The following is a 24985-nucleotide window of genomic DNA, read 5'->3' as shown; positions in this document are numbered from 1 at the left end:
CGGCGCCACGCTCCGCGCGACGCGGCCGTCGATCCGTGCGAGCGTGAGGAACCACCCGCCACAGGAGGACAGAATGCCCGCAACGCCCGCCCTGCCCGACGGCGCCCCGATCTGGATCGACCTCGGGACGCCCGACCTCGAGGCGACCGTCGCGTTCTACACCGGCCTGTTCGGCTGGACGTACACGAGCTTCGGGCCGGAGTTCGGCGACTACGGCCAGTTCTCGAAGAGCGGTCAGGCGATCGCCGGGGTCGGGCCGCTGGCCCTCCCCGGTCAGCCGGCCGTCTGGGGGACGTACCTCAAGTCGTTCGACGTAGCAGCGACGGCCGTCGCGGCGGCGGAGCATGGCGGCACCGTCGCGTACGGTCCGGACGAGGTGCCCGGCCAGGGCAGGTTCGTGACCGTGATCGACCCGTCGGGGGCCGCCGTCGGGTTCTGGGAGCCGATGGCGCACACCGGGTACGGGCTGTACGGCGAGCACGGCACCGCCGCCTGGCACGAGCTGCACACACGTGACTACGAGGCAGCCGTCGACTTCTACGCCGCCGTCGCCGGGTGGGACGTCCATACGATGAGCGACACCGAGGACTTCCGGTACGCGACCTTCGGCGCGGGGGACGACGCCCTCGCCGGCATCTTCGACGCGACCCACGACCTGCCCGACGGCGTCCCGTCCTTCTGGACGGTCTACCTCGGCTCGGACGACCCGGACGCCACGGCGAAGCTCGCGACGCAGCTCGGCGGGACCGTCCTGGAGCCGCCGATCGACACGCCCTACGGCAGGATGGCGACGATCGCGGACCCGCACGGGACGCAGTTCAAGATCATCTCGATCTGACTTCTACCGCGGCAGGCGGGCCGCCGCCTCGTCGTAGCGGTCCAGCACCAGCGCGACCAGTCGCGGGTCCGCCGCACCGGGCAGCGCGAGCGGCTCGCTCACCACGTCGGCGCCGGCCTCGAGCACGCGGTCCTGGAAGTACCCGGGCGCGAGCAGGTACGACGCGACCACCACCCGCCCGGCCCCGCCCGCCCCAGACCCCGCGGGACCCGCGCGCTCGGCGAGGGACGCGCGGGCGGCGGCGACGGCGTCGGGCACCCGGGGGCGCGCTCCGGCGCCGTACGACGCCGCGACCGGGCGGCCGAGCCGCTCGGCGAGGCCGCGCGTGACCTCCTCCACCGCGACGGCCGCCGCTGCGACGGACGAGCCCGCCGCCGCGAGCACGAGCTCGTCCTCAGGGCGCGGCCCGACAGCCGCGAGGCGCTCGGCGAGCAGGTCGACGAGGCGAGGGTCGGGTCCCATCGGCTCGGCCGCGACGGCCAGGCTGCCCGACGCGTTCACCGCCGCGACGGCTTCGGCGATGTCCACCTGCACGTGATACCCGGTGGACAGGAGGAGCGGGACGACGACGGCGGACCCGGCGTCCGCGACGGCGCCTGCGAGCACCTTCCCGAGCTCGGGCTGCTGGACGTCGACGAACGCCTCGCGGACGTCGAGCCCTGGACGCGCCGCACGCACGCCGTCGAGCAGGGCACGCACGGCGGCCTGCCCGGCGGGGTCGTCGGTGCCGTGCGACGTACCGACCAGCACTGGTTCCACGTGAATCATCTCCTCCGGCCGAACAGAGCCGCTCGCAAGCATCGAGACCCGGTCAGCCCGTGTTCTGCAGGCCGGCCGAGACACCGTTGACGGTCAGCAGCAGCAGGTGCTGCAGGCGCGCCGCGTAGTCGCCGTCCACCGCCGACTCGCCGTCGACCCCGGTCCGCAGGCCGCGCAGCGCCCGGACCTGCAGCAGCGAGAGCGCGTCGACGTACGGCGACCGGAGCTGGACCGCGCGGCCGAGCACCCGGCGGTTCGCGAGCGGCCACGCGTTGCCCGAGATGCGCAGCACCCACTCGCGGGTGAGCCGAAGCTCGTCGAGGACCATCGCGGCGAGGTCGTCGCGGTCGCCCAGCGCCAGGTACTTCGCGGCGATGCGCTCGTCGGTCTTGGCGAGCGACATCTCGACGTTGTCGAGCAGGGTGGCGAACAGCGGCCACTCGGCGCGGGCGGCCTGCAGCGACGCCAGGTCGCCGTACGCGGCGAGCGCGGTCCCGAGGCCGAACCAGCCGGCGAGGTTGATGCGGGCCTGCGACCAGGAGAACACCCAGGGGATGGCGCGCAGGTCGTCGAGCGACGACACGGACAGGCCGCGGCGCGCCGGGCGAGACCCGATCGGCAGGAGGCCCACCTCTTCGAGAGGCGTGACCTGCGCGAACCACTGCGGGAACCCGTCCGCGCGCACGAGCGCGTGGAACCGCTCGCGCGACGCCGCGTCGAGCGCGGTGGCCAGGTCGGCCCACCGTGCCGCCGCGGAGGCGTTCAGCTTCTCGGTGGAGGGCGCAGAGGCCAGCAGCGTCGCCGCGGCGACCTGCTCGATGTGCCGGGCGGCGATCGTCGGGTCGCCGTACCGGGCAAGGATGACCTCGCCCTGCTCTGTGAGCTTGAACCGGCCGTCGACGGAGTGCGGCGGCTGCGCCAGCACAGCCCGGTTGGCGGGGCCGCCCCCGCGCCCGAGCGCGCCGCCGCGCCCGTGGAACAGGGTGAGCGTGAGGTCGTTCTGGCGTGCCCAGTCGGCGATCCGGGACTGAGCATCGTGCAGGGCGAGGGTCGCGGAGACCGGCCCGACGTCCTTCGACGAGTCCGAGTACCCGAGCATCACCTCGACGCGCCGGCCGTTCGCGGCGAGCCGCGACTTCACCTGCGGAAGCTCGAGCATCGCCTCGAGGATCGGCACGCTGTTCTGCAGGTCGGCGAAGGTCTCGAACAGCGGGATCGCGTCGATGACCGGGGCGTCGGCCGGGTCGGGGAAGGCCCGCGCGGCGAGCTCGTACACCGCGGCCAGGTGCTCGGGCGACTGCGTGAACGACACGATGTAGCGCCGCGCCGCCCGCTCGCCGAAGCGCCGCTGCACGGCACCGATCGCCCGGAAGGTGTCGAGGACCTCGACGGTGCGCTCCGACAGCGGCCCGCCCACGCCGTGCTCGGCGATCTCCGCCAGCGCCGCGGCGTGCACCTGCGAGTGCTGGCGCACCTCCAGCTCGGCGAGGTGGAAGCCGAAGGTCTGCACCTGCCACACGAGCCGCTGCAGGTCGCCGTACGCGGCGCGCGACGCGCCCGCCTCGACGAGCGAGTCCTGTACCACGCGCAGGTCTGCCTCGAGCTGCTCGGCGTCGGTGTACGCGAGGTCGGCGTCGCGCAGGCGCGTCGCCGCGATGCGGTCGGCGATCGCGAGCAGGGCGGCACGGTGGGGCTCGTGCGGCGAGGCCACCGCGGCGCGCTGCGCGACCTCCTCCGAGAGCTGGCGCGTGCGCTGCCACAGCGCGTTCAGCCCGGCCGACGGCGGGGTCCCGTCCTGGTCGAGCGTGAACTTCCGGCCCGCCTGGCGGGTCGCTGCCTCCAGCGCGGACAGGGCGTGCTCGGCGGCGAGGGTGGCAGCCTGACGAGTGATCTCGGCGGTCACGTTCGGGTTGCCGTCCCGGTCTCCGCCGATCCAGGAGCCGAGCCGCACGAACGGTCGGGCGACGGGCGCGGCACGCCCGGCATCGCCGGCCAGCAGCCAGTCGTCGAGGCGGCGGTAGACGGCGGGGAAGACATCGAACAGGACGGCGTCGAACACGCCCATGACGGTCTTGACCTCGTCGAGCACGCTGGGCTTCGAGGTCCGGATGGGCGACGTGCGCCACATGGTGTCGATCTCGGCGAGCAGGAGGCGATCGTTCTCGGCGAGCGACACGCCGCCGGGGCGGCGCTCGTCCCGCTCGTCCAGCAGGTCCGCGATCCGTCGGATGGCGCCGGACACCGCCCGGCGACGGGCCTCCGTCGGGTGGGCGGTGAGCACCGGCCGGAACTCGAGCTCGCTCAGCCGGCGCAGCGCCTCGGGCCGCCCGACCTCCTCGGTGAGCTGCGCGAACGCCTCGGGCAGCGTGTCCGGGAGCACGGCCGGGCCCCGCCTGATCTCCGCCTCGCGTGCCCGCAGCACGCGCACTCGGTGGTACTCCTCGGCCAGGTTCGCGAGGTGGAAGTAGCACGTGAAGGCACGCGCCACCTGCTCGGCGCGGTCCAGCGTGAAGCCTTCGACGAGCTCCGCGGCCTCGTCCAGCGCCGCGGCGTCGCCGTCGCCGTAGGCACGGATCGTCAGCTCGCGCAGGCGCTCGACGTCGTCGAGCAGATCCTGGCCTCCCGCTTCCCGCAGGATGGTGCCAAGGAGCCCGCCGAGCAGTCGGACGTCGTCCCGCAGCGGGTCCGGCACCTCGTGGCGTGCGGAACCGCGGACCGTCTGGGTGGTGTCGCTCACGGGACTAGAGACTATGCCGAACTTGGGTTGGGTTGTTCATTGCGTCCGCACCGTGGGCCGTGTGGCACCGAGCACGATCTGGTCCGCCGATCGCAGCTGCGCCCACCGGCGCGCCCGCGGCACGCGCTGGATCATGATCTCGCTCGGCCGTTCGGCGCCCGACGCCGGCCGCTCGCGTCCGGCGAGGACGTCCGCCTCCCCCAGGGGGCCCAGATCCAGGCCGGTCAGCGCCGCGACGTCGGCGACCGGCACCTGGTAGGTGCGGAACGGGCCGAGCGGCGGGATCTCGTCGGCCGCGAGCGCCTGCGCGGTGATGAGCTCGAGCTGGACCTCGTCGAGCTGCGGGGTCTGGTCGAGCACGAACGCCGTGGCCGCGAGGACCGTGGCGACCCCGCCTGCCGAGGGCGAGGGGCCGGCTTCGTCAGCCTGAGAGTCGGGCGGCGCGCCGGCCCAGCCGACGACCTTCCAGAAGAGCCGGGGGATGGCGACCCCGCGATAGACCGGGTCGTCGTCGCCGAACACGGGGCCGGTGTGGACCACGAGGCGGTGGTCGTGCGTGGCGGCGTACTGCAGGACGTGGTCCTCGAGGCCGTTCCAGAGCTGCTTCGACTGGTTGAAGCGCCCGACCTGCGGCGCGGCGTTCGTGTAGACGAAGGTGTCGGCGTTGGCACGGCGGGCCTCGTCCGCCGCACCCCAGACGGGGTCGAGGCGGCGGACGAGGTGACCCCGGTCCAGCGGGTTGCTCTTGTAGAGCTCGGGCCCGGCCTGCTCGTCCGCCGGCACGCGCGGGTCGAGGCGCCACGTGCCCGATCGGGGCAGGTTGACGAGGGTCGCGCCGTCAATCGTGCAGGCCGTGGCGGCGGCGAGGCGGCGCGCCCGGTCGAGCAGGACGGTGAAGTGCGTGTAGTCGAGGGGGCGCACGTCCTGCTTGGCGCCCGGCAGGGGCACGGCGAGGTCGGGGCCGAGGAACGAGGTGTCGTAGCCGGTCACGGGGTCAGCCTCGCAGGACGAGACCGGATCTGCCGGACAAGCCGGACAGAGTTCAGGGGTCGTTCACCCGCCCGGCCGGTGTCAGAGCTCGTCCTGCCACCCGAACCGCGGCGCGTATCCGAGCACCCGGCGGGCCTTCTCGATCGACAGGAGCGTCTCGCGACCTTCGAGCGGCCGCTTGAGCGGCACGCCGGGGAAGATCTCGGCCGCGAGGTCGGCCGACGGCCGCGTCATCACCGTGTCCGCGTTCGCGATGACGAACGCCTCGAAGCCCGTGAAGCCGGCCTCCAGCGCGAGGCGCACGGCCTGCGCGCCGTCGCGACCGTCGATGTAGCCCCACAGGTTCCACCGGCGCGCGGACGCGTCGTCCTGCCACGAGGCGAACTGCGCGTAGTCCTCCGGCCGCATGACGTTGGAGAACCGCAGCGCGGCGATCTTGAGCTGCGGGTCCCAGCGCGTGAAGTGCCGCGCCATCTCCTCCTCGAGCACCTTGCCGAGGGAGTAGGTGCTCTGCGGGAGCGGGTCGTACTCCTCGTCGACCGGCAGGTACGGCGGCGGGACGTCGAACGGCAGGCCGAGCACCGTCTCCGACGAGGCGGTGACGACGTTCCGGATCCCCGCGACCTGCGCGGCCCGCAGCACGTTGTACGTGCCGGGCACGTTGTTGCGGAACGTCGCGGCGTTGGTGGCCAGGCCGGGGGCGGGGATCGCGGAGAGGTGCACCACCGCGTCCGCGGGGCGGCCCTCGTCGACGCCGGTCAGCAGCTCGACGACCTGGCCGAGGTCCGTCAGGTCGGCCACGGTGAACCGCCCCCCGCTGCCGGGCGGCGGCGCGACGCGGTCCGTGGCCACGACCTCGTACCCGCTCTCGACCAGGTGCTCGACGACGAAGCGGCCCAGCTTGCCGCTCGATCCGGTGACGACGACTCGAGTCATGCCCCGATCCTGCCCCACGTGCACGCCCTCCGGCGGTTTGGCCTCAGGCTGCACCATTGTGGGCTGCGGCCGGCGCTTCGCTCCGGGCGCGTGCCTCGTTCCTCGGCCCCCACCCTGCGCTGCGCTTTGGCCTCAGGCTGCACCATTGTGGGCTGCGGCCGGCGCTTCGCTCCGGGCGCGTGCCTCGTTCCTCGGCCCCCACCCTGCGCTGCGCTTTGGCCTCAGCCCACGCGCTCGCGCAGCCATGCGATGTCCGGGCCCATGTCGCCGTGCGTCTCGCAGATCACCGGCGCACCCGCGGCCGCGACGACGCCGGCCACCAGCTCGCCGGGGATGGAACCCTCGCCGAAGTGGGCGTGCCGGTCGGCGCCCGAGCCCGCGGCGTCACGCGAGTCGTTGGCATGCACGAGGTCGATGCGGCCGGTGATGCTCCGCACCTGCTCCACGGCCGTCGCGAGGTCGATCCCCCCGGCCCACGCGTGGCAGGTGTCGAGGCAGAAGCCCACCATCTCGGCCCCGTTCGCGGAGGACACCGCCGCCCAGAGCTGCTCGATCCGCTCCAGCCGCCGCGCCATCGAGAAGTCGCCGCCCGCGGTGTTCTCGATCAGCACCGGCACCTCGGTCTCGAGGGAGTCGATCGCCTTGCGCCAGTTGTCGAACCCCACGGCCGGCTCGTCCTTCGCGGAGACGTGGCCACCGTGCACCACGACGCCCTTGGCCCCGATCAGCGCCGCACCCTGCACCGTCTGCTGCAGGAGCTTGCGGCTGGGGATGCGGATGCGGTTGTTCGTGGACGCCACGTTGATGACGTACGGCGCGTGGACGTACAGGTCGAGGCCGGCCGCCTCGGCGTCGGCCCGCAGCGCTTCCGCACCGCCCGGGTAGCCGAACTCGGGGCCCTTCCAGCCCTGTGGATCTCCGAGGAACACCTGCACCTGATCGGCCCCGATCGCCTTCGCCTCGGCGACGGCGTCCTCCTGGCCCACGTGCGCACCGATCTTCATGCGACCCACCCTAGGCCGACCCACCGACACGCCACCGCCCGAGCGGGACCGACCAAGCCGACGCACCGGCCGAGCGGGCGGGTCACGGCGTCAGGCCCACCAGGCGGCCCTCGCCCACCCCCACCAGCTCCCCGTCCACGGCGACCAGCCAGCGCAGGCCGACGAGCCTCGCGCCCCACTCGATCCGCCCGGTGCGCAGGTCGACGGCGACGGCGTACAGCTCCTGAGGCCAGTCACCTGGCATGCCCCGCATCGTGACGAGCGCGCGGCGTCCGTCGGTGAACGCCTGCTCGACCGTGGGCGCCCACACCGTGCCGTCCAGGCCGGCGGCGTCGTCGAGGCGGTTCTGCCGCCACAGCTCCTCGCCGGTGCCGAGGTCGACCGCGCCGACGTTGCCCGCACCGTCGTCGAGGAGGGCCACGCCCGCCGCCTGCACGAGGAGGCGGGCGGCGGGCGCCTGTGCCGTCCACAGCTCGCGTCCGTCCCGGTCCTCGGCACGGACGCGGGTGCCCAGGTCGACCAGCAGCACGCCCGGGTCGGTCCCGTCCGTCGCACGCGGCAGCAGCAGGCGGCCGGGCAGCTCCCGCCCCTCCGCCGGCGGCGCCTCGCCGTCGCTCCCCGTACCGGGAGCGGCAGCCGGGACGTCGCCGTCCACCAGCATGTCGTGCTGCGGCCCCCGCGCGACGTATCCGCCCCCGGGCAGCGCGTGGACGTCGACGAAGTGGCCGGCGCCGGCGGGGTCGAGCCGCCGCCCGTCGTCGGCGAAGACGGCATGGACGCCGCACCCGGCGACGCGCACGAACGCGGGGGCGCCCTCGACCCGGGTGAGCTCGGCGTCGACCCCGACCCGTCCGTCGGCGAGCCGGTCGATGCAGTCCGGCACGACGGCGGGCCAGAAGGGCACCCGCCACGTCCAGCGCTCGTCGCCGGTGACGGCGTCCTCGGCGCGCACCTCGACGTCCCGGCCACGGTCGATGGACCCCTCGAACGTGCACACGGTCTCGATGCACGCCGCCGACGCGTCGTGATCGGCCGGCACGGGGTCCCCGACCCGGCGCGCACGGACGACCGTCCCCAGGGACCCGGGGCGCGTCCCGGCGGCAACCGGCCGCTCGGCAACGACCTCACCGGTCGCGGCCACGACGGTCGCGACCCGCTCACCGACGCCGTGCACACATACCACCGGGTCGACCACGCGGGAGACGGCGCCGTCCACGTCGACCGGCCCGCACACGGCGTCGAGGCCGGTCGCGACCGTCCACAGGGTCGCGCCGCTCACTGGGTCGAGGGCCACGAGCGAGGCGGCCGAGGGGAGCACGACCGCGCCCGGCACCGTCAGCACCGCCCCGACGTCAGCGGGCAGCGCCCACGCCTCGGCCGGCTCGTGCTGAAGCGTGAGCACGCCGCCGGGTGCGCCGCGGAGCCGCTCGACGTACGCGCGGTCGCGCAGCGTCGACGCGACGAGCCCGCCGCAGAACACGAGCGCCAGCACGCCTGCCGTGGCCACCAGCTCGTGCGGCCGGCGCCACGCCCTCACCTCGTTGCCCGACGCCGGGCGCTCGTCCCGCTGCACCGGCCCACCGTCGGGCGGTGCGGGCTGAGACTCGGGGTCACCCTCGTCCAGCTCGATCCGCCATGCGTCGTCGGCGTGCCGGTGCGGGGTCATCCCAGCCCCACGAGCTCAGCACTCCACTCGAATTCCGTGTCCTGGGACGGCGTGAACTCGAGCCGGTAGAGGCGGCCGCCCGCGCTGAGCAGAGTGGCTTCTCCGGGCGCCGCGTCGGTCCACACCACCTCGCCCGTCACGAGGTCGAGCCCGTAGGAGATCACCGGGGGCATCTCAATGCCCGAGCTGGCCTGCATCGCGACCACCACGATCCGGCCGTCGGTGAACGCCTGGTTGATCCATCCACCGCCGGTGGTGACGACGCTCCCGTCGTCGGACACCGTCTCGGGCGGCACGGTCCAGTCCCACAGTTCCCCGCCCGTGGCGAGGTCGAGGGCGATCACCTTGGTCGACGAGGTGCCCCCGACCACGACGATGCCGTCCGCCACCGCGAGCACCCTGTCCACGAGGAGCGACGCCTTCCACAGCGTGCCCCAGCCGGCGTCGTACGCCGTCAACGTCGGGATGCCTCCGACGAAGTGAAACCCGTCCGCCGTGCCGTCGCTCGACTGCGGGATCAGCACGGAACCGTCGACCTCCTGCTCGACCGTTCCGTCCGGCCCGTAGAAGCGGTCCTTGAACCCGGACCCGACCTGCACGCTGCGCTGCACGTAGCCGCCGGGCACCGGTTCCGTGTAGGAGGGCCCGAAGGGCCCGGGCGCGTCGACGGGCCGGGCCCCGAGGGTCGCCCCGTCCGCCGTCCAGGCCGCGTGCACGCCGCAGCCGTCCATGGTGACGAGCGTGGGGCCACCGCCCACCCGGACCGCCTCGAGGTCAAGACTCGTCCGTGTCTCGCTCCAGCTCACGCACTCCCACGTGTCCCCACCGACCTCAGCGTCGACGGCGCTTTCCCATCGGAGCTCGCCGGTGACCGCGTCCTCGACCCGGACCTCGATGTCGCGGGCGCTGGCAACCTGCCCCGTCGTGCTGCACGAGCTGTCCGGCAGGCAGTCGACCGCGGCGTCCCCCGGATCCCCGGGCTCGCCGACGCGCCGCACCAGCACGACCGTCCCGCGTGGTCCGGGGTGGGGCACACCTGCCTCCGGGTCGAGCCTCCGGGGCTCGGAGACGGCGCCGTCCGGCCCGACGACGACGAGGGTCCGGTCGTCGCCCGTCCCCTGAACGCACACCAGCTGCCCGAGGTCGGGCATCGACGACCACCACTGGCCGTCGATGGAACCGCACTGCGCGTCGTCGAGGGCCACCGACCAGGCCTCGTCCCCGGTCTGCGGGTCGATCCCGTGCACCCCCTCGGCGTCCGCGGCGAAGAGGTCGCCGTCCAGGAACCCGAGGTTCATCGTCGGCACCTGCGCCCGCCACCGCTCTTCGGGCGCGTCGTCGAGCGACAGGACGCCACCGGCCGCGACCCGCAGGCGCTCCGCCCGCTGGTGCTCACGCACCGTGCCCACGGTGGCGCCGACGATCGTGAGCGCCGCGAGCGCCCCGACGGCGGGGACGAGAATCCGGCGGTTCGCAGCCACCCGGTCGCGCACCTCCGCGACGACGTCACCGTCGTCGTCTTCGTCCGTGACGAGCTCGAAGCGGTAGGTGGCGCCGTCCTGGGCCTGGGTCGACGTCGTGGCGCGAGACCGCCACGCCCGCCACCCCGAGGGCGGGGCGGCGGGTCCGTCCTTCGTGGTGAGGCCGCCGCCGGGTGAGCCGACGGCGGGACCACCGGCGTCGGGCACCGGAACCCCGGGCCGGCCGGCCTGGGCCGCAGCCTGCGTCACGAGCGCCCGGCCCGCGTCGAAGTCCTCCGCGTCGTCGCCGACCAGGTCGAACGTGTATGCGGCTGCGTCGTCGCGGCGCTTGCGAGCCATGGCGCGAGCGTATCTCCCAGCCCTCCCGCTCACCCCCTCCGGGAGGACACGTCACCCGAGGCCGGCGATCCCCTGCTCGGTGATCTGCACGAGGTGCCCGTCGACGCTGAGGAGCTGCGTGTAGGGGGTCTCCTGCCGCTGCTCCCACCGAACCTCGCCCGAGTCGAGGTCGAGGGCGAGGAGCCGCAGGCCGCTCGTGACTGGCGCGGTGGCCTCGCCAGGCTGGGCGTTGATGTTCGCGGCGTCCGTGGGGTCGTCGTTCACCGCGAGCAGCAGCGTGTCGCCGTCGGTGAACGCGGCGAAGACCAGCGCGTCGAGCCCGGTCCAGGTGATGCCGGGCACGAGCAGCTCGGGGTCGGCCGACCACACGACCTCGCCCGAGGCGAGATCCACGCCCTGGAGCGCGCCACGCACCCCGGCGACCACGGCGAGGTCCGCTGTGCGGGCGAGCACCCCGTAGGCGACCAGCTCGGACGTCCACAACGTCGTGCCGTCGATGTCGAGGGCGACCAGCGCACCGTCCCGCTGGACGAGGAGGGGGCCGTCGCCACCGTCGGTCGTGAACGGGTCGAGGACGGTCCCGTCCGTGCGGACGCGCTCGCCGTCCGGGGTCACGACGAGGCCGTCCAACCGGGCGTAGCCTCCGCCCGCGAGCGGGTAGCGCGTCCCGGGCAGGCTGCCGAGGCCGTGCTGGACGTTCGGCACGCCGTCCTGGACGAAGACCTGTAGCGACGCCTGGTCCGCGGGACTCGGCTCCCATCCGGCGCTCGTCAGCTCCCCGAGCGTCTCGACAGGATCGCCCTCCGGCGTGAAGACGCCCTGCACGCCGCAGGCGCCGACGGCGAGCGCGCTCGGCGTGGCGACCGCCGAGATCGGACCGTCGAGGTCGAGCTCCGGCTCGCGGTCGGCCCAGGTCACGCAGAACGACGCGTCCACCGGCACGAACGGCAGGCCGCGCTCCCAGCGGGTCTCGCCCGTCGCGGCGTCCTCGAGGCGGACCTCGAGGTCCCAGCCGTCCTGGAGCGTGCCGCCGAGGGAGATCTCGTTGCCCTCGGCGTCACGAACGATCTCCAGACCGGCCATGGCAGCGGCCTCGTCGGGGGCGTCGCCCGTGCGCTCGACGACGAACAGGCCGCCGTCGGCCGCCGGCACCGCGGTCGCGCCGGGCTCGAGCGTCCGCTCCTGCGTGGTGCCGTCCGCGTCGACGACGGTCACGGTCCGCTCGGACTCGGGGTCCGGGGCGCCATCGCTCGCCTCCGTCGCCTCGTCCGAGGAGATGCACACGAGCTCGTCCAGCACGAGCGCCGCCTCGGACCGCACGGCCGGCAGCGGCCCGCACGAGGCGTTCGCGCCCAGCGGCACCGACCACCGCTCCGCACCCGTCGCCGGGTCGAGGCCCAGCACGCGGTCCGTCGTGACCACGCCGACCACGCCTGGCATCCGCACCAGGTGCGCGCTCAGCGGCGACGTCACCTCGACCGACCACCTCTGCGCGGGCTCGAGCGCCAGCGTCGTCACGCCGCCCGGGGCGGCGCGCAGGTGCGCCGCGTCCACGAGGCGGTCGATCGCGACGCCGCCCGCCGCGCCCGCGACCAGCACCGCGGCGGTGCCGGCAGCGAGCAGCGCCCGTCCCCGGCGGCTGCGCGGGATGCGGTCGCGCACGGCCGTGGCTCCGGCGCGGGCGCCCGTCGCGGCGCGGTCGCGGACGGTGGCGAGGGCACCTGACACCCGCTCGCCGGCACCCGCCAGGAACCCGCTGCCCGACGCCGGACGCTCAGCCCGCTGCACCGCCTCGCCCTGGTCGTCGGCGGACTTCTCGCCGAACTCGGGCACGCCGACGATCATGCCGTCGTCGGTCCCGGGCGCGGCCGGGGCGTCCGGGACCGACGCGCCGTCCGGCGCGAGGGAGGAGCCGGTGCCGTCAGGGCTGTCGGAGCCGTCCTCCTCAACCAGGTCGAACGAGTGCACTCGGTCGGTGTCGCGGGGCGAGGTCACGGGGAGAGGCTATCGGGGCCTCTCAGCCGAGGCCGACCACCATGCCGGGCCGCACGGTGACCCGCTCGCCGTCGGCGCCGATCGTCTCGTCGAGATCCTCGAGGCGAGTGATCTCGACGAGGTGCCCGTCCACGCCGACGAGCCACGGCGCGAGGCCGCTGTCCCGCTCGGCCTCCCAGAGGATCCGCCCCGAGCTCACGTCGACGGCGACGAGCCGCACGCCGGCCGGTCGCGTCACGGTGCCGCGCGGTCCCAGGCCGTGGCGGCGGGCAGGTTGTACGGCTGAAGCACCTGAGTCGGTTCGAGGCCCAGCGCGAGCAGCACCGTCTCGCCGTCCGTGGCCGCGGAGACGATGCTCCTGTGGAAGGCCTGCGCCCAGGTACCGGACACACGAATGCCCTTCCAGAGCGATGCGCCCGTCGCCGGGTCGTAGGCGGCGAGCTCCCCGGTGGGGAGCGCGGTGACGATCGCGTCGGCGGTGCGCGCGACGACCAGCACGTCCCCCGCCCGCACGCGCCAGTGCTCCGCCCCTGCCGCGTCCTGCCCGATCAGCGTGATCCCTCCGGAGGTGAGGATCAGGTCGCGATGGTCGCCGTCCGTCGAGAGCGGGTTGAGCAGCGTGGCACCGCTCCAGGCGGTGAGGACCTCGTTGCCGTCGATGTCGAGGAGGGTCTCGGCGTCCGGGATGCGACGCACGTAACCGCCGTCGGCGTAGGGCTCGAGGGTCTGCGCGCCGAACATCTGCTGTCCGATGCCGGCCCGGTCGGGCCGTGCGAGCGGGTAGTCGTACCTGTCGAGCGGCGTACCGTCGGGCGTGACGACCGCGCCGGCACCGCAGGTCATGACGCTGACGAGGGTCGGCGTCGAGGTCACCGTCACGACTCCGACGTCGACGGACAGGGTGTCGCCCTGCACGGTCACGTCCGCGCAGAAGGCGGGGTCCCAGCCCCGGTTCATCAGCTCGTACTCCCAGCGTGTGTCGCCCGTGACCGCGTCGAGCATGGCCACGCTGACCCTGGGGCGGGTTCCTGCCTGGCCGGCCCACCCTGGTGGGAGCACCGACCAGTCCTCGAGCTGGACGAACCCGTCCCAGACGTCCCCGGCCGTGGTGCCCGCGACGATCAGCGGCTCGAGCGCCGGCTCGACCCGATCCACATACAGCAGCCCGCCGTCCGCGGCGGGGTGATACGTCCCCGGCCAGGGGTCCAGGTCACGGATCGCGACCACCGTCCCGTCCGGGGCCAGCACCGTCACCGACGGCTCCGGACCGCCGGTCACGCACACGATCCGGTCGAGCGGGAGAGCCGCCTCGACCTGGGCCGAGGGGCCCGCGCCGGCGTCGGGAGCCGGACCGCACTCGGTTCCCTCCGGCACCTCGGCCTCCCAGCGCGGGTTCCCGGTCGCGACGTCGATCGCGGTGACCATGCCCCCGTTCACCGTCACGATCGCGCCCGGCACCACGACCGGGAGGTCTTCGGCGGCGTACGTACCGGCGCTCCAGCGGCTGACCGGCGGACGTTCCAGGCTGACCACTCCGCCCGGCGCCGTCGCCAGCAGGGCGTGCCGCGCGTCCTGCTCGGCCAGGCGGTGCACGGTCATACCTGCCGACACCGCCGCGACGACAGAGACCAGCCCGCCCGCGAGCGCAACGCGTGCCGCGCGCGAGCGCGGCAGGAACCGCCGCGGGTCCCGGGCGACCCGCCGGAGGGAACGCCCGACGCAGAGGACGGCGACGTCGAGGGCGGACGGTTCCGGGGCGGGCTCGGGGTCGGCAGCCGCACCATCCATCGCGTCGGCACCGCCGCCCTTGCCCGCCCGTCCGGCGCCGTCCCCGACAGCAGTCCGTCCGCCGACGCCCGCACCCGGCTCGTCGCGGGCGTCCTCGCCGTCGTCGACCAGGTCGAACGTGTGCATCGCACCGCTACGGCGTGACCTCATCCGCGCAGGCTAGCGGGCGCGCTGCGCACCGGGAGCGAGTCCCGCCGACCAGGACGCAGGTTGCGGAATCGGAGCTCATTCCGCAACCCACATCCTGGTCGGCCGGGCGGACGCGGCCGGGGTGAGCGCCGCGAGAGCCGGGCGTCAGCTCGCGCGGCGGGCCGCCTGGACCATCGCCAGCTCCAGGAGCGCGGCGTTCGCGCGGCGCTTGCGGTCGATGGGGTCGACGGTCAGCTCGTCTCCCGGGTTGGTGCGCCGCTGCTCAGCGGGAGCGGCGGGCGCGGGAACGGGGGCGAACGAAGCGTCCATGGGGTCCTCCAGCCGGACGGGGCGTCCCGGGCGCGGACACCATGTCTTTCATGGTTCCGCCAAGGAGTTTCCTGGGTGTTGCCGCGATGGGACACGTGCGTGACCGTTTCGCCCGCTCCGGCGGGTGCACGACTCCGGCGCGAAACTCCGCCAGAAAGCACCCGGCGGGTCGCGCCGGGGCTGCGCGCTCGCCCCGGCCTCGGAAGACTGGGGTGATGCGGAGAACGTGGCGGGCGCGGGTCGCGGAGAGAGCCGTCGCCGCGCTCACCGGGGCGGCGCTCACCGGGGCGATCCTCGCCGGGTGCACGACGCCGGACGCGTCGCCCTCCGCCTCACCCTCGCGCACGGCCTCTCCGGCCCCGCCGGACCCCGCGGCCGGGTCGCCACCGGCCGGGCCGCCCTCGGCCGGTACACCCGCCCCCGCACCGGGCGACGCCACCGCCGAACCCGACCCGCCGTCGGACGGCCCGGTGTTCACCGCCTCCGTCTCCCCGATCCCGGACCAGGTCGCGGCCCGCATGGTGGGCGTCTCCTGGCAGGAGGGGTGTCCCGTCCCCCTGTCGGACCTGCGGTACCTGGCGGCCATGCACCGCACCGTCGACGGCGGAACCGCCCAGGGCGAGCTCGTGGTGCACGCCGACGTGGCGGACGGCCTCGTCGGCGTGCTCCGCGCGCTGTTCGACGCCGGTTACCCGATCCGCTCCATGCGCCTGGTCGACGACTTCGGCGCGAGCGACGACGCCTCCATGGCGGCGGGCAACACGTCGGCGTTCAACTGCCGCGTCGTCGCGGGCACGCGCCGGTGGAGCGAGCACGCGTACGGGCGTGCGATCGACGTGAACCCGATCGAGAACCCGTGGGTGTCGGGCAGCACCGTGCAACCGCCCGCCGGTGCCGCGTACGTGGCGCGTCCCGTCGAGCCGGCCGTCATCCTGCCCGACGACGCCGTGGTCCGGGCGTTCGCCGCGGCCGGCTGGTCCTGGGGCGGGTCGTGGGACGCGCCGAAGGACTACCAGCACTTCTCGACGACGGGCCGCTGAGCGCCGGGGCGGCCACGCGCCCCGGCGCCCGCGACGTCAGGCCTCGGCCCGCAGCGCCTGCCGCCACGTGAGCCGTCCGCCGGTCTGCAGGAGCGCCCCGCGGTACGCGCGCTCGGACACGAGCACGGCCCCGACGGCGAACGCCACCAGCAGCAGCAGCGAGACCACGGGCTCCCACCACTGGGCGTCGCCGGACAGCACCCGGACGGGCATCGACACGATCGATGCGACCGGCACGAACGACAGGACGCGCTCCAGCACGCCGTCGGCGCTGAACGTGATCACGTAGATGCCCATGAGCAGCAGCATCAACGGCGTCGTCGTCGCCTGGAGGTCCTCCGTGCGGGACGCGAGCGCGCCCGCCACCGCGTACAGGGCCGCGACGGCGACGAAGCCGACGGTGAAGAAGACGACGAACCACACCATCGACGCCGACAGCGCGGGCAGGGCCTGCGCCCAGGGCGTGAACGAGATCCCGGCGAGACCGACCACTCCGAACAGGAGGTTCTGCGCCAGCGCGATCACCGAGCTGCCGAGGATCTTGCCGGCGAGGACGTGCCTCAGCGGGACCGCCGTCGCGATGATCTCCACGAGCCGCGACTGCTTCTCCTCGATGACGCTGCCCGCGATCATCGCGCCCGACCCGACCGCGCCCATGAAGAACAGGAACGCGAGGACGAAGCTCGTCAGGTAGATCAGGCCCGGGTCCAGCGCGTCGCCGTCCAGGCTCTCGGTGGCAAGCTCGCTCCCGGCCGTCAGCTCCTCCGGACTCGTACCCGCGGCCGTCGCGTTCTCCGCGACGACCTCCTCGCGCACGGTGGCGGTCAGGAGCCCGACGAGCTCCAGGTCGGGCTGCCGCAGCGTCGTGAGGGTCCACCCGGCGTCCCCGCCGCTCAGCCAGGCGTCCGCGGTCTCGTCCTCGAGCGCGGCACGGGCCGCGTCGTCGCCGGTCACCTCGAGGACCATCACCTCGACGCGCTCGGCGCCGGGCCCGCCCGACTCCTCGGCCTCGTCGGCGGCCGCCCTGGCCGCGGCGGCGGCGGCCGCCACGGTGGCGGCCGCGGCAGTGTCGCTCGCCTCGACGGCCACCGTGAACGTCTCTGCACGGCTGCCCTGCCAGGTGAAGAACGCCATCAGGCCGGCGATCAGCCCGAGCGACACGAGCAGGCCGACGACGAACGACTTGTTCAGCGCGCGCACCACGACCTCGCGCTGGGTCACGAGCAGCCAGGCGCTGCTGGTGTCGCGTCCGACGTCGGAGCGGGTCATGCGGTCACCTCACGGTAGATCTGGGCCAGGGTGGGCCGGACGGGAGTGAGCTCGTGCACGGCGCCGCGCTCGAGCGCGGTGGTCAGGAGCCGCTGGACCGCTGTGTCGTCGACGGCCTCGACGAGTGCTGTCGGGCCGTCCACGTCGATGGCGTGGATCCCCGGGACGCCGCGCGCCCACCCGGCGTCGCCCGAGACGACGAGCCGGTGCCGCACGGTGCCGGTGCTCTGCAGATCGGCCGGTGCTCCGTCGGCGACGACACGCCCCTGCTTGAGGACGACGAGCCGTTCGCAGAGCCGTTCCACGAGGTCGAGCTGGTGCGAGCTGAAGAGCACCGGGACGCCGCGCGCAGTGTGCTCGCGCAGGAGGTCGACCATGCCTTCGACCGCCGCCGGGTCGAGGCCGCTGAACGGCTCGTCGAGGATCAGCGCGCGGGGCGCCCCCATGAGCGCGGCGATGATCTGCACGCGCTGCTGGTTGCCGAGCGACAGCTTCTCCACGTGATCCCTCGCGCGCCCCGCCAGGCCGAGGCGGTCGAGGTGGTCCAGCACCTCGGCGCGGGCGGCGGTCGCATCAATGCCGCGGAGCCGCGCGAGGTAGACGAGCTGGTCCAGGACCGCCTGCTTCGGGTAGAGCCCGCGCTCCTCCGGCATGTAGCCGAACGTGCGACGGTCCTGCGTGGTGGCGGGACGACCACCGAAGCGGACCTCGCCGGACGTGATCGCGAGGACGCCCATGATCATGCGCATGGTCGTCGTCTTGCCGGCGCCGTTGGCGCCGACGAACCCGGTGAGCAGGCCGGACGGCGCCGTGAACGAGACGCCGTCGACCGCTCGGACCGGACCGGCGCCGAAGACCCGGGTGAGGTCGCGGACCTCCAGGTCCGGGCCGTCTGTGTGCTGAGGACTCATGTGCTCCACGCTAGGCGGGGGACGAACGGGGCGGATCACCCGCACGGCTGATCCGGGGCCTCCCCCGCCGGCCGGACACGATCATTGCCCGCGCACGACTCCGTCCGGCGAACGCTCAGACGAGGCCCCAGCGGTGGGCGAGGACCACCGCCTGGACGCGGTCCCGGACCTGCAGCTTCGACAGGATGTTCGAGACGTGCGTCTTGACCGTCGCCTCGCCGAGGAACAGCTCGGCTGCGACCTCCGCGTTCGACAGGCCCGTCCCGACAAGCACGAGCACCTCCCGCTCGCGCGGGGTGAGGTCCCCGAGGCGAGGGTCGTGCACGGGCGGGCGTCCGGCGTCGGGCGGCGTGCCGCCCCCCGCGCCGGACCCGCCGGCCACCATCTGCTGGATCACGCGCCGCGTGACCTGCGGCGCGAGGAGGGCGTGCCCGGCCGCCACGGTCCGCACGGCCTCGACGAGGTGCTCGGCGTCCGAGTTCTTCAGCAGGAAGCCGGAGGCGCCGGCCGCGAGACCGTCGAAGACGTACTCGTCGTGGTCGAACGTCGTCAGGACCAGCACCTTCGCCAGGTCGTCGGCGACGATCCGGCGCGTGGCCTCGATGCCGTCCATGACGGGCATCTGCACGTCCATGAGGACGACGTCGGGCCGGAGCTTCCGCGCCAGGTCGACCGCTGCGGCGCCGTCGGCCGCCTCACCGACCACCTCGAGGCCGTCCTCCACCGACAGGATGAGGGCGAAGCCCGACCGGACCAGCTGCTGGTCGTCCACGAGGAGGACACGCACGGCGTCCGGCCTGTTCACAGGCACTCCTCGGGCAGGGGAAGTCGCACGCGGACACGGTAGCCGCCCGTCGCGCGCGGGCCGATCTCGGCGACGCCTCCGTGCGCCGCCACCCGCTCCCGGATGCCCAGCATGCCGAGCCCGGTGCCGGACGTGCCGGGGCGGGACCTGCCGTCGTCGAGCACCTCGACCTCGGCGAAGCCGTGCCGGAACCGGGGATCGCCCGGGACCGCGCCGGGGCGGCGCTCCACGCGCACGACGACGCTCGCGCCACGGGCCGTCGAGTGCCGCCGCACGTTGGCGAGCGCCTCCTGGGTGGTGCGGTACAGGCTCAGGCCGACCGTCTCCGGGACCTCGGCGGACGCGCCCGCCGGGTCCTCCACGAGGCGGTAGGTGACGTCGACGCCGGGCTCGTCGGCGAGCCCGGTGATCTCGGCGAGCCCGGGCTCCGGCGCGCGGTGGTCCACCTGCGCGGACGCGCGGCCGCCCGCGAGCCCCCGGTCGACGTCGCGCAAGGTGCCGAGCAGGCTGCGCATCTGCGTGACGGCGTCGCGCGACGCCCCCTCGATGGTGGCGAGCGGCGCGGTGGCCGCCGCCGGGTCGCGGGTGAGCACCCGACGGGCCGCGGCCGCCTGGATGCCTATGACGGAGACGTGGTGCGCGACGACGTCGTGCAGCTCGCGCGCGATCCGCAGCCGCTCCGCCACGACCGCCTGACGCTGGAGCTCCTCCGCCTGCCGCTCGATCGTGGCGGCCTGCTCCGCCAGCTGCTCGCGGCGCCGGGCCGCGTGCCACATGAGCTGGCCCGCGACGACCGCCCCGCTGAAGTACGCCAGGTTCACGAGCCACATGGAGATCACGTAGGCCGTGACCGGCGGCAACAGGCCGGGCCGCCGGTCGCCCGTGCCGACCTCGTCGAGCCAGTCGTCGATCCCCGACCCGACCGCGAGCTGCCACGCGAGCCACGCGAGCATCGCGAGAACCACGAGCCCGGCCACCAGGAGCATCGCGCGCCGGTCCCGCGCCCACGCGACCGCGGTGTAGAGGGCGACGAAGTACAGGACCTGGAGCGGCGCGAGCGCCGTGACCATCGGGACGGTCAGGCCCACCGCGAGGAACTGGGCGTAGACCAGGCAGACCGTCAGGAGCGGCCGGCGGCGGCGCCACGCCAGCGACACCCCCGCCACCCCGGACAGCAGGTACAGGAGCCAGGCCGGCTGGTCCACGTCCTCGAACTGGCCGAAGCTGCGGGCCAGCTCCGCGGCGAGCACCGCGACCGCGGTGAAGAAGACCGCGAGGTAGATGTCGTTGCGGTACGCCGCGCGCGGGTCCGCGGGCACGCGCTCCCAGCCGGAGTCGACGCCGAACCACTCGGCTGCTCTCGCGGCGAGGTCCCGGGGTCGCTGCTCGGTGGAGTGGCGCATCCACCCAGCGTATTGACCGACGGCGGCCTCCGGCCTCCCCCTCGCGACGGAGTCGGCGGCTCCACGACCCGGTGGTCGGCGACCAGGTGGTTGTTCACGCTCCGTCGGTCATACGGTGAACAGATACCTGGTCGTGACGATGAGTTGCGACCGAGACAGGGGTCAACACCCCAGGCCCGTCCGACTCACCGAGGAGCAGCGATGACGTTCTGGATCTGCCGCACGTGCGGCGTGGAGCACGCGGACCGGCCGGAGGTGTGCGCGTTGTGCGCCGACGAGCGCCAGTGGGTCCCCGCGGAGGGCCAGCTGTGGACCACGCTCGAGGAGCTGGGCAGGGAGGGCGTCGCCGTCGAGATGTCGGAGCTCGAGCCCGACCTGTTCGCGCTGACCGTGCAGCCGCCCGTGATCGGCATCGGCCAGCAGGCCAAGCTGGTCCGCACCCCGGCGGGGAACCTCCTGTGGGACCCGGTCAGCTACCTCGACGACGCCGCCGTCGAGGCGGTCCGCGAGCTCGGCGACGTCGTGGCGGTGATCGCGAGCCACCCGCACATGTTCGGCGTGCAGGTCGAGTGGAGCCGGCGGCTCGGGGACGTCCCCGTCCTGGTCAGCGAGGCGGACGCCGGCTGGCTGGCCCGCACCGGCCCGACGGTCGAGACCTGGAAGGAGGACCGGGAGATCCTGCCCGGCGTCACCCTCACCCAGCCCGGCGGGCACTTCCCGGGCAGCGCGGTGGTGCACTGGGCGGCCGGGGCCGAGGGCCGGGGCGTGCTCCTGTCGGGCGACACGATCTTCGCGAACCCGGACCGCACGTCGGTCAGCTTCATGCGCTCGTACCCGAACCGGATCCCGCTGTCCGGCGCGGTCACCCTGCGGGTCGCGGAGCACGTGGCCCGCTTCCCCTTCGAGCGGCTCTACAACAACCTCGGGGGCGTCATCGCTGCCGACGCCCGCGAGGCGGTCCTCCGGTCGGCGCAGCGCCACGCGGCCTGGACGCGCGGCGACTTCGACCACCTGACGTAACCCACCCGACGTCGGGAACGCACGAGACCACCTCCAGGTCGCTCAGACAGTTCCCTGAGCCACCTGGAGGTGGTCTCGTGCGTTCCCCCCGCTGAGAGGGTCAGCAGCAGCGAGCGCCCGGGTTCACGTCCTGCTCCGCGTACCGCTCCCGCCAGTAGTCGCCCACGGTCGGCACCGGGTCGCCCGGGTGCGCGCGCCGCAGGTGCTCGACGTACCGCTGGTAGTCGCTCTCACCCAGCACGCCCTTGACGTACCAGGTCAGGGCGCCCCAGGCACGGGCCGCACCGCCGAGACGCGACACCCCGGCAGCGGCGCCGGCGCCGGCCCCCATCACGCGTGCGCCCCCGTCCGGACGGCGTCCGGGTTGTCGGAGTAGTACGCCTTCCACTCAGCGGCGACCTCCTTCTCGGCGTCCGTCGTGACCAGCCCGGACGGGGCGAAGAGCGCCGACGGCGAGTCGGGCTCCTCCGTGGTGGGCAGGCCGCCCGCACGAATCGCCTTGATCCACACCCAGACTGCGGAGAGCGCAACGACGAGCACGAGCGCGGCGAACACGATCGACAGCGTCCCCTGGACGAACGTGTTCCGGATGACAGCGTCCATCGCCTCGGGGGTCGTCGCGGTCCCGAAAGACGTCTCTCCGGCCGCGCGCGCCTCGCGGAACACGTTGTGGTTCGCCCAGTACCCGATGGCGGGCACGTCGGAGAAGATCTTCTGGAACGACGCGGTCATGGTCACCGCGAGGTCCCAGACCAGCGGCACGCCGGGGATCCACGCCCACCGGAGCAGGCCCTTCTTGATCAGCACGGTGGTGACGAGCGCGAGCGCCATGGCGGCGAGGAGCTGGTTCGCGATACCGAACAGCGGGAACAGCGTGTTGATGCCACCGAGCGGGTCGGTGACTCCCATGAGGAGGATCGCGCCCCACAGCCCGCACACCACGATCGAGCAGATCCACGCACCGACGCGCCACGACGGGTCGCGGAACTTCGCGAGCGGCCCGCCGAGGTTGCCGAGCGTGTCGGACAGCATGAACCGGGCGACCCGGGTCCCCGCGTCCACCGTCGTGAGGATGAACAGCGCCTCGAACATGATCGCAAAGTGGTACCAGAACGCCGTCATCCCGGCGCCGCCGAGGAACGAGCCGAGGATCTGCGCCATGCCGAACGCCAGCGTGGGCGCGCCGCCCGTGCGGGACACGATCGACTCCTCGCCGACGCCGTCCGCGGCGCCCTGGATGTCGGCGCCGGTGACGGGCGTGCCACCCAGCCCGAGCCCGTTGACGTAGTCGGCCGCGGTGCCGGCCTCCCCTCCGGTGAGTGCTGCGGGCGCGTTGAGCGCGAAGTACAGGTGCTGGTCGATGGACACGGCGGTGACGAGGGCCATGATCGCGACGAACGACTCGGTGAGCATGCCGCCGTAGCCGATGAGCCGCAGCTGGCTCTCCTTCTCCACCAGCTTCGGGGAGGTGCCCGACGAGATGAGCGCGTGGAACCCCGACAGGGCGCCGCACGCGATGGTGATGAAGAGGAACGGGAACAGGGTGCCCGCGAACGCTGGCCCGTTCCCGGCCGTCGCGAACGAGGACACCGCGGGCGCCTGCACGGCGGGCTGCGCCACGATCACGCCGACCGCGAGCAGCACGATGGTGCCGACCTTCATGAAGGTGGACAGGTAGTCGCGCGGGGCGAGCAGGAGCCAGACCGGCAGCACGGAGGCGAGGAACCCGTACCCGGTGATCAGCCAGGCGAGGGTGACCTTGTCCAGCGTGAACCACTCCACGCCCCACGACGTCGACGCGACCCAGCCGCCGGCGACGATCGCCAGGACCAGCAGCACGACGCCGATCAGCGACACCTCCGCGACGCGTCCGGGCCGGAGGAACCGCAGGTACACGCCCATGAACAGCGCGATCGGGATGGTGCAGCCGACGGAGAACACGCCCCACGGCGACTCGGCGAGGGCGTTGACCACCACGAGCGCGAGCACCGCGATGATGATGATCATGATGACGAAGACGCCGATGAGACCCGCGGCGCCGCCGACGCTGCCCAGCTCGTCGCGGATCATCTGACCGAGCGAGCGGCCCCGCCGCCGCGTGGACAGCCACAGCACCAGGTAGTCCTGGACGGCGCCGGCGAGCACGCCGCCGATGATGATCCACAGGGTGCCGGGCAGGTATCCCATCTGCGCGGCGAGCACGGGCCCGACCAGCGGGCCGGCGCCGGCGATCGCGGCGAAGTGGTGGCCGAAGAGCACGCGCCGGTCCGTCGGCGCGAAGTCGCGGCCGTTCTCGTACCGCTCGGCGGGCGTGGCGCGGGTGTCGTCGGGCCGCACGACCTTGTACTCGACGAGGCGCGCGTAGAAGCGGTACGCGATGACGTAGGTGCCCACCGCGGCGAGGACGAAGTAGGCGGCGTTGACGTCCTCGCCCCGGAAGAACGCGACGAGCGCCCACGCGATCGCCGCCACGAGACCGATGGCCGCGAAGAGGATCTTCTTGCCGGGGGTCATGGGTCGGCGGTCGATGATCGCGACCGGGGGCAGGCCCGGATCGTTCCGGACCTTCTGGACAAGCTCGGGTGAGCGCACGACGGCCTCCTTGCCGGGGTGACATCCGGGGTGATGTCCGGAAGAAAACTTTCATCCGACACAGTAGGACGAGGCAAGGAGCGGGTAAAGGATGTGGGATGGTGCTCCCGTGACCGAAGTGACCATGCTCCGAGCCGACCTGCGGCCAGCGCTGCGCCTGACGGCCGCGGGGCTCGTGTCCGCGTCGGCGGTGCTGCTGTTCGCGGTGCACGTGCGGCCGGTGGCGTACCTGCCGCTGGTCGTCGGCATCCTGCTCGGGCTCGCCGTGGACCGGGCCCTCGGGCGGGATCTGGCGCTCGTCGGCGTGGGACTCGGGATCATCTCGACGATCCCCCTCCAGGCGGACCTGACGGACGCCGGGATGGTGCGCTTCGCGGTCGCCCTCGGCGGTGCGGTGCTGGTCCCGTGGGTGCTGTCGCGGTTCGTGCTCGGGCAGGACACGATCCGGTTCCCCGTCGCGACCGGGCACCGCTGGTCGTGGGGCCAGATCGTCTACCTGGTGGTCGTCGTGGTCGTCGGGTACCTCCTGCTGCCCTGGTACTTCCTCGGCTCGGGCGCGTACCTGAACTGGCCGACGCTCGAGACGGACCAGGACATCTGGCGGCTCCTCGTGGGCGTCAACGCTGTCGGCACCTGGGACGAGCTGTTCTTCGTGTGCATCGTCTTCGCGCTGTACCGGAAGCACTTCGGGATGTGGACGGCGAACGTGCTGCAGGCGATCGTGTTCGTGTCGTTCCTGTGGGAGCTCGGCTACCGGGAGTGGGGGCCGTTCATCACGGTGCCGTTCGCGCTGGTGCAGGGGTGGATCTTCTCGAAGTTCAAGTCGCTCACGTACGTCCTGGCGGTGCACCTGCTGTTCGACGTCGTCGTGTTCGCCGTGCTGGTGCACGGGCACCACCCCGAGCTGTTCGACGTGTTCGTCACCGCGCCGCGGTAGCGAGCCCGCAGGCGGC

21 protein-coding genes are annotated in these 24985 nt (G+C 73.7%); 4 read left to right on the top strand and 17 right to left on the bottom strand.

Features of this window, described 5'->3' with window-relative positions:
* The first annotated feature begins 73 nt into the window (after window positions 1-73).
* Entirely contained in the window at window positions 74-838 is a 765-nt protein-coding gene (locus tag L1785_RS06375) for a VOC family protein (protein WP_236088367.1), read from the top strand.
* Between the two features lie 3 nt (window positions 839-841).
* Here L1785_RS06375 and L1785_RS06370 read toward each other — a convergent pair whose 3' ends face one another.
* The 11 genes from L1785_RS06370 to L1785_RS06320 all read right to left on the bottom strand — a co-directional run bounded on the left by L1785_RS06370 (window position 842) and on the right by L1785_RS06320 (window position 14992).
* Window positions 842-1606 (bottom strand): sirohydrochlorin chelatase, encoded by a 765-nt coding sequence (locus tag L1785_RS06370; protein WP_372461809.1) that lies wholly within the window; start codon window positions 1604-1606, stop codon window positions 842-844.
* A 43-nt stretch (window positions 1607-1649) separates the two neighbouring features.
* Window positions 1650-4334 carry a phosphoenolpyruvate carboxylase gene (locus L1785_RS06365; RefSeq protein WP_236088365.1) on the bottom strand — a complete coding sequence of 895 codons (2685 nt, stop codon included), beginning with the start codon at window positions 4332-4334 and terminating at the stop codon, window positions 1650-1652.
* A gap of 36 nt (window positions 4335-4370) precedes the next feature.
* On the bottom strand, window positions 4371-5324 hold the full coding sequence (locus L1785_RS06360) for a DNA/RNA non-specific endonuclease (RefSeq protein ID WP_236088364.1): 954 nt from the start codon (window positions 5322-5324) through the stop codon (window positions 4371-4373).
* An 81-nt stretch (window positions 5325-5405) separates the two neighbouring features.
* A complete protein-coding gene (locus L1785_RS06355; protein ID WP_236088363.1) occupies window positions 5406-6260 on the bottom strand; it encodes an NAD-dependent epimerase/dehydratase family protein in 855 nt (284 codons plus the stop codon).
* 221 nt (window positions 6261-6481) lie between these two features.
* The gene (locus L1785_RS06350) at window positions 6482-7264 is read right to left on the bottom strand and encodes a deoxyribonuclease IV (RefSeq protein ID WP_236088362.1); all 783 of its coding nucleotides are present in this window, start codon (window positions 7262-7264) and stop codon (window positions 6482-6484) included.
* Between the two features lie 82 nt (window positions 7265-7346).
* On the bottom strand, window positions 7347-8930 hold the full coding sequence (locus tag L1785_RS06345) for an outer membrane protein assembly factor BamB family protein (protein ID WP_236088361.1): 1584 nt from the start codon (window positions 8928-8930) through the stop codon (window positions 7347-7349).
* The gene (locus L1785_RS06340) at window positions 8927-10750 is read right to left on the bottom strand and encodes an outer membrane protein assembly factor BamB family protein (RefSeq protein WP_236088360.1); all 1824 of its coding nucleotides are present in this window, start codon (window positions 10748-10750) and stop codon (window positions 8927-8929) included. The genes L1785_RS06345 and L1785_RS06340 overlap by 4 nt, the downstream gene beginning before the upstream one ends.
* Before the next feature lie 51 nt (window positions 10751-10801).
* Complete coding sequence (locus L1785_RS06335; RefSeq protein WP_236088359.1) at window positions 10802-12745, bottom strand: outer membrane protein assembly factor BamB family protein; 1944 nt, start codon at window positions 12743-12745, stop codon at window positions 10802-10804.
* Between the two features lie 22 nt (window positions 12746-12767).
* Window positions 12768-12983 carry a hypothetical protein gene (locus L1785_RS06330; protein ID WP_236088358.1) on the bottom strand — a complete coding sequence of 72 codons (216 nt, stop codon included), beginning with the start codon at window positions 12981-12983 and terminating at the stop codon, window positions 12768-12770.
* The gene (locus L1785_RS06325; protein WP_236088357.1) at window positions 12980-14683 is read right to left on the bottom strand and encodes a hypothetical protein; all 1704 of its coding nucleotides are present in this window, start codon (window positions 14681-14683) and stop codon (window positions 12980-12982) included. Before L1785_RS06325 ends, L1785_RS06330 begins: the two co-directional genes overlap by 4 nt.
* Window positions 14684-14827: 144 nt before the next feature.
* Window positions 14828-14992, bottom strand: coding sequence for a hypothetical protein (locus L1785_RS06320; RefSeq protein ID WP_236088356.1), 165 nt, complete (start codon window positions 14990-14992; stop codon window positions 14828-14830).
* A gap of 215 nt (window positions 14993-15207) precedes the next feature.
* On the opposite strand from L1785_RS06320, the gene L1785_RS06315 reads away from it, so the two are divergent.
* Window positions 15208-16032 (top strand): M15 family metallopeptidase, encoded by an 825-nt coding sequence (locus L1785_RS06315; protein WP_236088355.1) that lies wholly within the window; start codon window positions 15208-15210, stop codon window positions 16030-16032.
* A 36-nt stretch (window positions 16033-16068) separates the two neighbouring features.
* Here the strand turns inward: L1785_RS06315 and L1785_RS06310 are convergent, their stop codons facing one another.
* The 4 genes from L1785_RS06310 to L1785_RS06295 form a co-directional block, all read right to left on the bottom strand.
* Entirely contained in the window at window positions 16069-17301 is a 1233-nt protein-coding gene (locus L1785_RS06310; RefSeq protein ID WP_236088354.1) for an ABC transporter permease, read from the bottom strand.
* Window positions 17298-18212 carry an ABC transporter ATP-binding protein gene (locus L1785_RS06305; protein ID WP_236088353.1) on the bottom strand — a complete coding sequence of 305 codons (915 nt, stop codon included), beginning with the start codon at window positions 18210-18212 and terminating at the stop codon, window positions 17298-17300. Before L1785_RS06305 ends, L1785_RS06310 begins: the two co-directional genes overlap by 4 nt.
* 115 nt (window positions 18213-18327) lie before the next feature.
* Entirely contained in the window at window positions 18328-19017 is a 690-nt protein-coding gene (locus tag L1785_RS06300) for a response regulator (RefSeq protein ID WP_236088352.1), read from the bottom strand.
* Window positions 19014-20420: a sensor histidine kinase gene (locus L1785_RS06295; RefSeq protein WP_236088351.1), complete on the bottom strand. Its 1407-nt coding sequence runs from the start codon at window positions 20418-20420 to the stop codon at window positions 19014-19016. Before L1785_RS06295 ends, L1785_RS06300 begins: the two co-directional genes overlap by 4 nt.
* 201 nt (window positions 20421-20621) lie before the next feature.
* Here L1785_RS06295 and L1785_RS06290 point away from each other — a divergent pair, with 201 nt between their 5' ends.
* A complete protein-coding gene (locus tag L1785_RS06290; RefSeq protein ID WP_236088350.1) occupies window positions 20622-21440 on the top strand; it encodes an MBL fold metallo-hydrolase in 819 nt (272 codons plus the stop codon).
* A gap of 100 nt (window positions 21441-21540) precedes the next feature.
* Here the strand turns inward: L1785_RS06290 and L1785_RS06285 are convergent, their stop codons facing one another.
* Both L1785_RS06285 and L1785_RS06280 read right to left on the bottom strand, forming a co-directional pair.
* A complete protein-coding gene (locus L1785_RS06285) occupies window positions 21541-21771 on the bottom strand; it encodes a YbdD/YjiX family protein (protein ID WP_236088484.1) in 231 nt (76 codons plus the stop codon).
* Window positions 21771-24032, bottom strand: coding sequence for a carbon starvation CstA family protein (locus L1785_RS06280; protein ID WP_372461808.1), 2262 nt, complete (start codon window positions 24030-24032; stop codon window positions 21771-21773). The genes L1785_RS06285 and L1785_RS06280 overlap by 1 nt, the downstream gene beginning before the upstream one ends.
* A 124-nt stretch (window positions 24033-24156) precedes the next feature.
* On the opposite strand from L1785_RS06280, the gene L1785_RS06275 reads away from it, so the two are divergent.
* Window positions 24157-24969 carry a CPBP family intramembrane glutamic endopeptidase gene (locus tag L1785_RS06275; RefSeq protein ID WP_236088482.1) on the top strand — a complete coding sequence of 271 codons (813 nt, stop codon included), beginning with the start codon at window positions 24157-24159 and terminating at the stop codon, window positions 24967-24969.
* Window positions 24970-24985 lie beyond the last annotated feature (16 nt).

Source organism: Antribacter soli, from assembly GCF_021568775.1.
Taxonomy (GTDB): Bacteria; Actinomycetota; Actinomycetes; order Actinomycetales; family Cellulomonadaceae; genus Antribacter; species Antribacter soli.
This window is presented reverse-complemented; position numbering and strand designations above follow the sequence as displayed.